This window comes from Parafannyhessea umbonata (assembly GCF_012844235.1).
Classification (GTDB): domain Bacteria; phylum Actinomycetota; class Coriobacteriia; order Coriobacteriales; family Atopobiaceae; genus Parafannyhessea.
Map to the genome: position 1 here is coordinate 1 of NZ_JABAGR010000017.1, position 11,948 is coordinate 11,948.

Annotated in this window: 11 protein-coding genes, 2 tRNA genes and 1 pseudogene; all 14 read left to right on the plus strand. The window is 71.3% G+C overall.

Translation table 11 applies throughout. From position 1 onward, the window contains the following. Window positions 1-74, plus strand: a tRNA-Cys gene (locus tag HF885_RS10120). Window positions 75-210: 136 nt separating this feature from the next. Then, window positions 211-1,368, plus strand: coding sequence for a cysteine desulfurase family protein (locus HF885_RS10125; RefSeq protein ID WP_268935630.1), 1,158 nt, complete (start codon window positions 211-213; stop codon window positions 1,366-1,368). Between the two features lie 79 nt (window positions 1,369-1,447). Continuing rightward, window positions 1,448-2,683 carry a tRNA 2-thiouridine(34) synthase MnmA gene (gene mnmA, locus HF885_RS10130; RefSeq protein ID WP_419197822.1) on the plus strand — a complete coding sequence of 412 codons (1,236 nt, stop codon included), beginning with the start codon at window positions 1,448-1,450 and terminating at the stop codon, window positions 2,681-2,683. A 128-nt stretch (window positions 2,684-2,811) separates the two neighbouring features. Continuing rightward, window positions 2,812-2,886: transfer RNA gene (locus tag HF885_RS10135), tRNA-Val, on the plus strand. 420 nt (window positions 2,887-3,306) lie between these two features. Next, window positions 3,307-3,597: a helix-turn-helix domain-containing protein gene (locus HF885_RS10140; protein WP_059053480.1), complete on the plus strand. Its 291-nt coding sequence runs from the start codon at window positions 3,307-3,309 to the stop codon at window positions 3,595-3,597. A 161-nt stretch (window positions 3,598-3,758) separates the two neighbouring features. Next, window positions 3,759-4,061 (plus strand): hypothetical protein, encoded by a 303-nt coding sequence (locus tag HF885_RS10145; protein ID WP_059053483.1) that lies wholly within the window; start codon window positions 3,759-3,761, stop codon window positions 4,059-4,061. Beyond that, window positions 4,045-4,413 (plus strand): hypothetical protein, encoded by a 369-nt coding sequence (locus HF885_RS10150; protein WP_170104782.1) that lies wholly within the window; start codon window positions 4,045-4,047, stop codon window positions 4,411-4,413. Before HF885_RS10145 ends, HF885_RS10150 begins: the two co-directional genes overlap by 17 nt. A 132-nt stretch (window positions 4,414-4,545) precedes the next feature. After that, entirely contained in the window at window positions 4,546-5,397 is an 852-nt protein-coding gene (locus tag HF885_RS10155) for an ATP-binding protein (RefSeq protein WP_170104783.1), read from the plus strand. 168 nt (window positions 5,398-5,565) lie between these two features. Beyond that, window positions 5,566-6,267 (plus strand): hypothetical protein, encoded by a 702-nt coding sequence (locus tag HF885_RS10160; RefSeq protein WP_170104784.1) that lies wholly within the window; start codon window positions 5,566-5,568, stop codon window positions 6,265-6,267. Next, on the plus strand, window positions 6,264-8,078 hold the full coding sequence (locus HF885_RS10165) for a VirD4-like conjugal transfer protein, CD1115 family (protein WP_172824992.1): 1,815 nt from the start codon (window positions 6,264-6,266) through the stop codon (window positions 8,076-8,078). Before HF885_RS10160 ends, HF885_RS10165 begins: the two co-directional genes overlap by 4 nt. Before the next feature lie 89 nt (window positions 8,079-8,167). Next, on the plus strand, window positions 8,168-8,386 hold the full coding sequence (locus tag HF885_RS10170) for a hypothetical protein (RefSeq protein ID WP_059053491.1): 219 nt from the start codon (window positions 8,168-8,170) through the stop codon (window positions 8,384-8,386). A 10-nt stretch (window positions 8,387-8,396) separates the two neighbouring features. Continuing rightward, the gene (locus HF885_RS10175) at window positions 8,397-8,813 is read left to right on the plus strand and encodes a PrgI family protein (protein ID WP_170104785.1); all 417 of its coding nucleotides are present in this window, start codon (window positions 8,397-8,399) and stop codon (window positions 8,811-8,813) included. Beyond that, window positions 8,788-11,274, plus strand: coding sequence for a VirB4-like conjugal transfer ATPase, CD1110 family (locus HF885_RS10180; RefSeq protein ID WP_206109911.1), 2,487 nt, complete (start codon window positions 8,788-8,790; stop codon window positions 11,272-11,274). The genes HF885_RS10175 and HF885_RS10180 overlap by 26 nt, the downstream gene beginning before the upstream one ends. Continuing rightward, window positions 11,271-11,948, plus strand: a pseudogene (locus tag HF885_RS10185) (hypothetical protein); the annotation flags it as partial. The gene HF885_RS10180 and the pseudogene HF885_RS10185, both read left to right, overlap by 4 nt.

Below are 11,948 nucleotides of genomic sequence, written 5' to 3' on the forward strand. Positions count from 1 at the left end.
GGCGAGATGGCCAAGTGGTAAGGCAGAGGCCTGCAAAGCCTTTATCCCCGGTTCGAATCCGGGTCTCGCCTCCAACGCACGCACAGGGCATCTGCCACGGCAGGTGCCCTTTTCGTTACGCATCGTCGCAAGGAGGCGGTCACAACGCAAACGCCCACGCCCTTCTCGGCTGCGCCGTCCACGCGCCCGGCGCCGCGGCGCGACGTCTACCTGGACTACGCCGCGGCCACGCCCATGGCGCCCGAGGCCGTAGACGCCATGCTTCCGTACCTGTCCAAGCGCTTCCAGAACCCGTCCGCCCCGTATGCCTCCGCGCGCGCGGTCGCGGCGGAGCTCGAGGACGCCCGGGCCTGCCTGGCGCACGTGCTGGGCGCGCGGCCCGCAAACATAACGCTCACCGCCGGCGCCACGGAGGCGAACAACCTCGCCCTCGCGGCGGTCTCGGGCCAGGTGCTCGTGGCGGCGACGGAACACCAGAGCGTGCTCGAGGCCGCCGCTGCGCGCGACCACGCGACCATCCCCGTGGGGCCGGACGGCCGCGTGGACCCGGCGGACGTGGCCCGTGCCATCGGTCCCGCGACGGAGCTCGTTTCCGTGTCGCTCGCCAACGGCGAGGTGGGCGCCATCCAGTCCATCCGCAAGATCGCTGCCGTCGTGGCGGCGGAGCGCGCGCGACGCCTCGCCGGGCGAGAAGGGCGTCCCATACTGCTCCACACGGACGCCTCGCAGGCGGCCGGCTACTGCTCCGTGAACGTGTCGTCGCTGGGAGCGGACCTCGTGACGGTGTCCGCGGCCAAGGTGTACGGCCCAAAGCAGGTGGGCCTCTTGTACGCGGCGGACGGCGTGCGGCTGCGCCCGCTGGTTCGCGGCGGCGGGCAGGAGGGCGGCGTGCGCTCCGGCACGCAGAACGTGGCTGGGGTGATGGCGTTCGCCTGCGCGCTCGAGCTTGCGGAGCGTCTGCGCCCTCAGGAGTGCCGGCGGCTCGCGGCGCTGCGCAACGGCCTGCAGGCGCGCCTGGTGCAAGAGTTCCCGTGGTGCGTGGTCGCGGGCCCGCGCAAGGAAGCAAACCGTCTGCCGGGCCTTCTGCACGTGAGCTTTCCCGGGCTCGAGGCGCGCCGCCTGGTGATCCTGCTGGAGCGCGAGGGCGTGAGCGTGGGCACGGGCTCCGCGTGCGCGGCCAGCAAGATGCGCGTGAGTCACGTGCTAGCCGCCATGGGCGTGCCGGGGCGCGTGGCGGCGGGCTCGCTCAGGATCACGCTCGGCAGGCCCACCACGGCAGAGGACGTGGACTATGCGGCGGACGCCATCTGCCGCGTCGTCCGCGCGGAGGCGGCCCGGCTGGGCCTGGGGGAGGTTCGCGATGCCTGACGGAATGTACGACGCGGCGCCGGCCGCACGCTCCGCGCACGCGGCGCCGGCCGGCAGCGGCCAGACCGTCTACCTTGGCATGAGCGGCGGCGTGGACTCCGCGCTCGCCGCGGCGCTCCTGCTTGAGCAGGGCTATCGCGTGCATGCCGTCTACATGCGCAACTGGTCGCGCGACCTGCCCGGATTCAAGTGCACCTGGGCGGACGACCTCGCGGACGCGGAGCGCGTCGCCGTCACGCTGGGGATCGACCTCGACGTGTGGGACTGCGAGGCGGAGTACAAGTCCACCGTGGTCGATTACCTGGTGGACGCCTACGCCCACGGTCTCACGCCCAACCCGGACGTCATGTGCAACCAGACCGTCAAGTTCGGCACGTTCGCACGTCGCGCGTTCGCGGAGGGCGCGGACTTCGTCGCGACGGGCCACTACGCGCGTGTCTTGCGCGAGCCCGCCACCGCCCCCGGCGCGCCTGCCCGCACGCGGCTGCTCCGCGCCGCGGACGAGCACAAGGATCAGACGTACTTCCTGTGGCGTGTGCCCGAGGCAACGCTTTCGCGCACGCTGTTCCCCATAGGCGACATCCCCACAAAGGCGCAGGTCCGCCGCATGTGCGCGGAGCGCGGCCTCGGCGTTGAGGCCAAGCCGGACTCCGACGGCATCTGCTTCATCGGCCCCGTCGGCATCCGCACGTTCCTGCTCGACACGCTCGAGCGCCGCGCCGGCGACATCGTGGAGTGGGAGGCCGGCCGCATCATCGGCCACCACGACGGCGCCTTCCTGTTCACGGTTGGCCAGCGCAAGGGCCTCGGCATCGGCGGCGGCCCCAAGCGCTACGTCGTGGCCACGGACGTCGTCACCAACACGGTCTATGCCACGGCCGACCCAGCCTGCCCCGCGCTCTGGACGCGCCGCGTCCTGCTTACGGATGTCCGCTGGGTCCACGGCGAGCCCCCGGCGCCCGGCGACTACCTCGTGCGCAGCCGCCACACCGGAGACCTCCGCCCCGCGCACGTCACGCCCTTCTCGCCCGCGCCGTCCCAGCAGGCTCCCGCGGGCAACGCAGGCGAGACGGGCCACGCAGGCGAGACGTGCGGCGCAGGCGAGAAGGGCCACGCAGGCGAGAAGTGCGGCACCTCGGTCTTGGTGGAGTATGCGGAGCCCGTCCGCACCGTCGCCCCGGGGCAGAGCGCCGTCATCTACGACGGTCTCGAGTGCCTGGGCGGGGGCATCATCGTGCGTCCGGAGCTGCGTCCGCCGAGGTCGGGCGTGCCTGGGGAGCTGACGCTTCCCTCTGCATGCGAGCCGGGACTGTAACGGTGCGGGCCGTCGGTCGCCGGTCGCAACGCAATTTCAAGATTTCTCAAATTGGTGGTTGCGTCGGCGGTTCCGTTCCTTTATAGTTACTAACGCACTGAGCGACCCCAGCCAGTGCGCAAACATTCGGGCGTTTAGCTCAGGGGGAGAGCGCTTCCCTGACACGGAAGAGGTCAGAAGTTCAAATCTTCTAACGCCCACCATAAACTCGCAGGTCAGAGGCTATGTCCTCTGGCCTGTTTTCGTTTGGTGCACGCAAGAGTGCACGCGGAGTGCACGCAACCCATCCAGGACGCTTCCGCGGAATGCCGTTTCATCTGCGTGTCAAAATTTACCTTATACATTTTGAACTCTCCATTATGCAGACACATTTTTCGAGTCCGCAGTGCCGCCCCGCGTGCGTGACGGTCGTCCATGATCCTTCTTCCAGCTGACCGTAGCTGTGCCGATTTTCTGGTCGGGAAGCCACGGGAAGCCCGTGGAAGCCAGGCGTCCACGCGAGGCACGCATGGTCGAAAGTGCCAGTCATATACATGTGTCGTCGCCACTCGCGGCGACGCGCACGACTGGCACATGGTGGCACACGATGTCACCCGAGACGGGAACATTTGGGAGGGATTCGCATGGCTGCGGATCAGGCCGGGAGCCGCACGGACAACGGGCATCGGGGAGAGTCCCCCGCCGTTCCGAGGAACGAGGAGGACCTCGAGAGGATCGCCCGCATCTGCGCGGCGGGTGCCGATGGCGACCTCTGGATGGACACGCGTTCGGTCGAGCTCTACCTGGGGATCTCCAGGCGCACCCTGTACCGGCTCGTGAAGAACGGCGCCATACCCGTGAGCAGGGTCGGCAGGAGGATTCGCGTGAGCAAGCGCGCCCTCGACGCCGCCGTAGCGGCAGGTCTGGTCTGGTGACCCGCCGTGCCCCCGAAAGAACAAGGCAACGTCGCTCGTATAACGTTTTATGAGCAGCGGCCGGCAGGCCGGGCCCGCGTCTCCAACGGCCTGCCAGCAGGCCCCCACCACCGGCTTCGGACGCCGGTCGGAACCCAACGAGGCGAACGGGGGCGATTCCGATGAGTGGAAGAGGCGGCGAAGAGGAGAGGGTAATCTACGTCCTGCAGATGGTGCAGGACTACCTGACCATAGCGGACGTGGGGAAGCTGATGCACGTGAAGGTAACCACGGTCCGTGAGCTCGCCTTGAGGGACGTCGATCCGATACCCTTCAGGATCTTCGAGGACCAGCGCAGGAACCCCCTCGTCCACGCGGACGAGTTCAAGCTCTGGTGGGACAGGAACACGGTCCCCTACAAGGACTCCCCCGCGGGGAGGAACGCGACGGTCTACAAGAGGTCCTCACATGGCACGGGGCACTGACGGGAGGGCGCACGAGCGCGCCGTCGAGTACGTGCGGGTCTACCGGTTCATGACCGAGGGGATGGGCCTCCGAGGCTGCGAGCTGCTCGTCTACGCGAGGATCTTCGGCTTCTGCAGGCATGAGGGCGTCGAGTTCTACGAGAGCAAGAGGGGCACGGCACGCATGCTCGGCGTCAGCGAGCGACAGGTCCACCGGGCAGTCTCAGCGCTGGAGGCCAGGGGCCTCATCGTCGAGCTCGGCGAGCACGTGCTGCCCAACAAGCGGATCACGAAGAGGTACGGGCTCGTGGACAGCGCGGTGGAACGGGCGGTCAGGGTCACGGAACGGAGGAACAGGTTCGTGGGAGGCTGATTCCCCCATGACGGCATGGCATGGCGGGAGGCCCCGCACCCATGACGGGACGTCACGCCGCCAACCAGGCCTCCCATGACATCGCGTCAGCGGCAGGGGTGACGCGGCGTCACCCGATAAGAGAGGAGGGACATGAAAGGAGAGACAGCAAAGGCGCCGGACCCCAGGCGCTCGCTCATCGGGCCGGCCCAGGCGAGGGAGCTGGGGCTCGGCCCCGAGCCGCCCGCCGCGCGCTGCCCGTTCTGCGGGAGGGCGCTCGAGGCGAGGGGCGTCGTCGTCGGCGAGAGGGTCGTGTGGGTCTCCAGGGAGCGCTGCTCGTGCAGCGGCGCGGCCGCCGCGGAGGAGGAGTCGCGCCGCGCGGAGGGCGAGCGCCAGGCGCAGGACCGCGAGGCCCGCCTCGCACGGTGCGGGATAGGCCGCCGCTTCCGATCGGCGCTCCCCACGGACGAGGCGTGCGCGTCGTTCGCGATGGGGTACCGCCACGGCGCCGGCAACGGCCTCTACATCCACGGCGGGATCGGCGTGGGCAAGACGTACAACGCCGCCGGCATCGCGTCCGTGCTCCTCGACCGGGGGGAGACCGTCGCCTTCACGACCTCGGTCGAGCTCCTCGCGAGGATCAGGGACACCTTCGACGACGCCTCGCCGGCCCGCGCCGCCTCGGTCAAGGAGCGCTACCTCTCGTGCGAGGTGCTCGTGCTCGACGACCTTGGGAAGGAGGCGCAGTCGCCCTGGACGGTCATGACGCTCTTCGAGCTGCTGAACGCGCGCTACGAGGGGATGCGGTCCACGGTCATCACCACCCAGTACACCATGGACGAGCTCGAGGCGCGGCTCGCGAGGCGGGGCGAGGCGGAGACCGCGAGGGCGATAGTCTCGCGGATCAGGCAGACGTGCGACGACGTGAGGCTCGGCGGTCCGGACAAGCGGCGCGCCGCCGCCACGCCCCCGCAGATGCGGAGAGTTTATGACGGGATACCCTAGGGAAGCCCAGGGAAGCCAGGCGCCCCGGCGGGCCGACACGCGCCGTCCCATCCCCTGTAGAAGGGTGTGGGGCGGCGTCGCCGCGGCGCCACACAGGACATGGCGGGGACTCGGCCGGGCGCGGCCGTCCCGGCGGCCCGCCCCTCACGCAAGGAACGGGGGGCGGGCATGGCGGACGACTACGGCGACGACTCGGGACAGAGGCTCTACGACATGATCGTCCGCGCCGGCACGGTCGCCGCGGAGCGCTCCGGGCTCTCCGCGCGCGACGGCGCCATGGGCGAGGCGGCCGCGAGGATCGAGGAGGCGCTCTCCGCGCTCAGGCGGCAGCTCGGCGACCAGGCGGCGCCGGGGCCCGCGAGGGAGGAGCCGCGCGATGGCGCGACGCCCGAGTACGCCCGCCTCGACGTCCGCGAGCTCAAGGCCATCGACGGATTCGAGGAGCTCAAGGGGATCATCCACTCCGACCTCGAGGCGCACGGCGTCGGCAACGGCTTCGTGGAGGGACGGGACGGCAGGACCGAGCTCGTCTTCAGGCTGGACGACGCGCCGAGGGTGGCCGAGTGCCTGGACCACCTCATCGAGGAGACCCATAGGGCCGCCGAGCGCGCGGAGCGCGACGCCCGTGCCCGCGACGACGGGGACCGCGACGAGAGGGGCCACGCCGACGAGGCGCGCGACGACGACCACACCGGCGAGACCCGCGGCGACGGGAAGGCCGTTGCCCGGAAGGACCGAGACGCGGAGCCCCTGGAGGACCGCGGCAGGCGCGCACGCGAGGCGTCGGAGGCCATGCGCGACGGGTCCGGCGCGCGCGACCGCGGGCGCGGGCGCGACCTAGCGCCCAGGCGCGAGGAGCGGTCAAAGTGAGCGCCGGCAAACCAAAGGGGACACTGGCCGCGGCCATCGGCTCCGCGGCCGCGTTCGACGCAGCCGACCTCCTCGCGGACCTCGCCGCCGCGTCCGGCGCGGACCCCGTCGGCGCCGTCGAGTCCGCCCTCGCCGGCCTTCCCGCGCACGCTCTCGCCCGGCACCTGCTGCCGGCGGCGGGACCCGCGCAGCTCGCCTGCGGCACTGTGGCGGCGTGCGCCGTGTGGGTCGCGTGGGCGCGCGCCCTCGCGCACTCCGGCAACTGGCGGCGCGGCGAGGAGGGCGGCAGCGCCCGCTGGGCGGACGCCCGCGAGATGCGCCCCTTCGCGGACCGCGCGCACCCCGACCACAACATCCTGCTCACGGAGGGCGTGTCCCTCGCGATGTCCCGGGACGACCACGACGCGCGCTACGAGCGCAACCGCAACGTGCTCGTGGTGGGCGGCTCCGGCTCGGGCAAGACGCGCGGCTACGTGCTCCCCAACATCATGCAGATGAACGCGTCCTACCTGGTCACCGACCCCAAGGGCACGCTCGAGCCCACCTGCGGGGCGATGCTGCGCGCCCACGGCTACCGCGTGGCGTGGCTCAACACCGTGGACTTCTCGCGCTCGAGCCACTACAACCCGCTCGCCTACGTGCGCACCCAGCAGGACGTGCTCGAGTTCGTCGACTGCCTCATAGAGAACACGAACGGCGAGAGGACGAGCTCGGCTGACCCCTTCTGGGAGAACGCCGAGCGGCTCCTGTACACCGCGCTCGTGGGGTACCTCGTCGAGCACTGCCCCGAGGCGGACCGCAACCTCCCGGGGCTCATGACGCTGCTGTCGCTCGCGGAGGCGAGGGACGAGGACGAGTCGTTCATGAGCCCGCTCGACGTGCTCTTCGAGGAGCTGCGCACCGGCTGCACGTGCGTGCCCGTGCGCGAGGCCGCCTCGGGCGACGGCAGGTCGGTCACGCGCGGGCGCGGCCCGGGCGTGCGCTGGGTGCCCGTGACCGAGCCCGCCCCGGGCGACTTCTCGCTCTCGCGCTACCACGCGTTCAAGACGGCCGCGGGGAAGACCCTCAAGTCGATCATCATCAGCTGCAACGCCCGCCTGGGTAAGCTCGACTCCGCCGAGCTCCGCGAGGTCCTCTCGGACGACGACCTCGGGCTCGAGGGGATGGGCGACCCCGGCGCGCGCGTGGCGATCTTCGCGACGCCCTCCGAGACCAAGAGCACGTACAACTTCCTCTACGCGATCCTCGCGTGGCAGTGCGTGGGAAGGCTCTGCGACCGGGCGCTCGTGCGCTACGGGGGCTCGCTCCCGACGCCGGTGCACCTCGTGCTCGACGAGTTCTGCACCATCGGCAAGCTCCCCGACATCCAGACCACCATAGCCACCGTCCGGTCCAGGAACATCGGGATGACGCTCGTCGTGCAGTCGCTCTCGCAGCTCACCGCGCGCTACGGCGAGGACGCCGAGACCATCGCGGACTGCTGCGACACGACGCTCTTCCTCGGCGGCAAGTCCACCAAGACCAACAAGGCCATATCCGAGCAGGTGGGGCAGCAGACCGTCTCCACCCTCTCCAGCACCGAGAGCCGCGGGCCCTCGGGCGGCTCCTCCAGGAGCTACCAGCACGAGGCCCGAGACCTCATACAGGCGTCCGAGGTCGGCAGGATGGACCGCCGCATGGCGATCCTCCTCGTCTCGGGCTGCGACCCCGTGATGGACCGCAAGCTGAGCCCGGAGTCCCACCCCAGGGCGGGCGAGCTCTCGCGCGGCGCCCTCGCGGGCGGCGGGGAGGGGGCGGGACGGATGAAATGAGCCACGGCCGCGCGGGGACCCGGCGGCCGACCCGCGCCGCGGCCGGGAAAGGCCGCCGCAATGCAGGGATCCGACACGGGAGGGGTGCGATGCTCTCCAACATCATCAGGCTCGTCTCGGGGTGCGTCACGTTCCTCGGGAGCTTCCTCATCGTCTGGGGCGCGGTCGCCCTGGGAATCGCGATCAGGGGGCCCGAGGCTGGCGGCTCGCAGATAGCGAGCGCCATCTCGACCATCGCGGGCGGCGCCATCGTCGTGGCCGCGGCGGTCTACTTCGGGATGATCGACACGTCCTGGCTCCCGGCCTAGGGGGCCGGCCATGCCGCTCTCGGTCGCCGTCCACAAGGACATAGGCGAGTACCAGGAGAAGGTCGTCGGCAAGCTCAGCCTGCGCACGCTGCTGTGCGTCGCGGGCGGGCTCGCCACGTCGGTCGCCGCGGCGGCCGCGTGCCAGCTCCTGCTGGGCATCGAGGCCGCGGACGCGAGCCTGCCCGTCATGTGCGCGTCGCTGCCGTTCTGGCTCGCCGGGTTCTGGCGGCCGCACGGCATGCGGGCGGAGCGGTTCCTGCCGCTCCTTTGGGAGCACGCGACGGGCGACGGCGTGCTGCTCTACAGGGGCCCGGAGGCCCACCGTCTCCCAGACGGGCCAATCGCAGCTAGGACGACGCGCCGCCACAGGCGCCGCGCCAGGAGGAGGGGGGCCGAGCTCCGTGAGCCGAGCAAGGAAGGGATCTAGCGGCGAGGGAGAGGGGCGCGGGCCGAGGCTGAGGCTCGCCGGCAGGGGCAAGTCCGTCGGGCAGCGCATGCGCGAGCAGGACCGCGAGCTCGCCGACGCCACCGCCGAACAGAGGCGCCGCCGCCACGCGGCGAGCGACGTCTACGACGCCATCGGGTTCGAGTCCATGTGGGCGGACGGGATCTGCGAGGTGGAGCGCGGGCTCTTCTCGCAGACCGTGGCCTTCTCGGACATCAGCTACCAGAGCGCCCGGAAGGAGGCGCAGGAGGCGGTCTTCTCCGCCTGGTGCCAGCTCCTGGACGGGTTCGGCGCCGACTCGTCGGTGCAGCTCTCCATCACCAACACGCCGATCCCCGCGGAGGAGATCGGCAGCCGCTCGTTCTTCGACGAGTCCGACCCGGTGACGGGGCGCTTCGCCGCCGAGTACAACCGCATCCTCAACGACAAGATGCGCGAGGGCATCTCGAACCTCGTGCGCACGCGCCACCTCACCTACGCGGTCGGGGCGCGCGACGTGGAGTCGGCGGTGCCCCGCCTCGCGAGGATCCGCGGCGAGGTCACCCAGGCGCTCCAGCGCGTGAGGTGCGAGGTCGAGCCCCTGGACGGGCCGGCGCGCCTCGAGGCGATGGGCGCCCTCATAAGGCCGGGCCGCCGCATCCCGACGGACTGGTCGCTCCTCGCAGCGCACACGGGGCTCAGGGCGAAGGACCTGGTGTGCCCGGGCTGCATCGAGACCAAGCCCGGGGGCTCGGCCTCCAAGCTCCGCATCGACGGCACCTGGTGCCAGGCGCTCGTGTTCCGCTCGTTCGGCAGCGAGCTCATGGACCGCTGCATCGCCGAGATCGTGGACCTGCCGATCCCGCTCTCCGTCTCCATCCACGTGCAGGGCATGGACAAGGCGCGGGCCGTCTCCTTCGTGAAGCAGCGCCTGGCCTGGATGGACAAGGAGATCATCGACGAGCAGCGCGCCGCCGTGAAGCGCGGCTACGACTACACGATCCTGCCCTCGGAGCTGCGCTACTCGAAGGAGGAGGCGGAGGACCTCCTCGACGACCTGCAGAACAAGAACCAGCGGCTCTTCCGCTACACGGGGCTCGCGTGGGCCTACGCCGACACGGAGGCCGAGCTCGACGAGCGCGTGCTCCAGATCACGCGCGCCGCGAGGTCGAACTCCATAGAGCTCGAGGCGCTCGACTACCGGCAGCGCGAGGGCATGAACTCGATCCTGCCCCTGGGCAACAACCACGTGGACGTGGGGCGCTTCATGACCACGGCGGAGATCGCCGTGCAGATGCCCTTCGCCACCCAGGAGCTCAACCAGGAGGGCGGCGGCTACTACGGGCAGAACAAGGAGAGCTCGAACCTCGTGATCTGCAACCGCAAGCGCCTCGCGAGCCCCATGGGCTACGTGGCGGGGAAGCCCGGCAGCGGCAAGTCCTTCTCGGTCAAGCGCGAGATAGAGAACACGATACTGGCGTACCCCGACGACCAGGTCATCGTCTTCGACCCGGCCGGCGAGTACTCCTCGGTCGTCGTGCCCAACGGCGGCACGTGCATCAGGCTCGGCCCGGACTCGGACGCCCACCTCAACCCGTTCGACCTCGCGGACGTGGAGGGCCACGCCACGGCCTCGCAGCGCGCCTTCAAGATCGACGCGTTCCTCGCGCTGTCCGGCGCGACCATGGCGGAGGGCCGACAGGGCCTGCCCGAGGCGGACAAGTCCATCATCAGCCGCTGCGTCGAGGACGCCTACGAGCGCTGCGCCGCCGAGGGGAGGGTGCCGGTGCTCGCGGACCTCTACGAGGGCCTGCTCGCGCAGCCCGAGCCCGAGGCCAGGGGGATAGCGCTGCGCTACGAGCGCTACGTGCGCGGGGCCACCTCGTTCTTCAGCCACGAGAGCAACGTGGGCTTCGACGCGCGCATCACCTGCGTCGACCTGCGCGACCTCTCGCAGAACATGCGCACCTTCGGCATGCTCACGGCCCTGGAGAGCGTGCGCAACCGCATGTACGCCAACTTCGAGCGAGGCGTCACGACCTGGCTCTACATCGACGAGGTGCAGTCGCTCTTCGAGCACCCCTCGATCGTGAGCTACTTCTCGAAGTTCTGGGCCGAGGGCCGCAAGTTCAACCTGATCTGCACGGGCATCACGCAGAACTCCGTCTACATGCTGGAGCACGAGGAGGCCCGCAACATGGTCCTGAACTCCGACTTCGTGCTGCTCCACAAGCAGTCTCCGCTCGACCGCAGGGCCTGGGCGGACCTGCTGGGGCTCTCGGAGCGCGAGGAGGGATACATCGACGAGTCCGCCAAGCCCGGCGAGGGGCTCCTCATCGCCGGCGCCGCGCGCGTGCCCATAAAGGACGACTTCCCGAGGGGCCAGCTCTACGACCTCTTCAACACGAAGCCCGACGAGGTCGCCGAGCTCAAGCGCGCCTCCGGCGGGAGGGGCGCCAGATGAGCGCCGACGCGAGGGACGCCGGGAAGAGCCTGGCATCCCAGGCCCCGGACCCGGCGTCCGTCGCCTTCGAGGGCAGGACCGACGCCGTGCGCGCGGGGATCGTGCGCGACGCGGAGGCGGAGCCCGCGCGGGCCCTCGGGGGCAGGCGCGACCCCCGGCGCGGGCGCGGCGCGACCGCCCGCAGGCGGGCGGGGCGGGCCGCGGGACCCGTCGCCGCCGCACGCCGGGACGCCTTCGGGGCCGACGCGGACGGCGACGACGACCTCGGGGACGACGCGCTCCGGCGCGCAGCACGCGCGACGCGCGACCGCGTCGCGCGGGGGCACCGCGAGGGGACCACCTGCCATGACGCCGCAGGCACGGGAGGCGCGCAGGCGGAGGCGACGGAGAGCGAGGCGCCGCCCGACCCGGCGGCCCCGGGCCACACCGCGGCCCGGAACGGCGCCGCGCCGCCCGTCTCCGCCACGGAGGGGAGGCCGCCCGCGCCCGCCGCCACGCGGCGCGGCACCGCCACGGGGGCCGCGAGGGTCGCGCACGAGCCGCGCACGAGCGACTCGCTCGCGAGGCGCGGACGAGGCCGGCGCCGCGACGGGGGCCTCCGCGAGTCCCGCGTGCGGCGCGCGATCCGCCGCGCCCGGGGGACCTCCGCCCCCGCGGGCGCCGCGGCCCAGGGG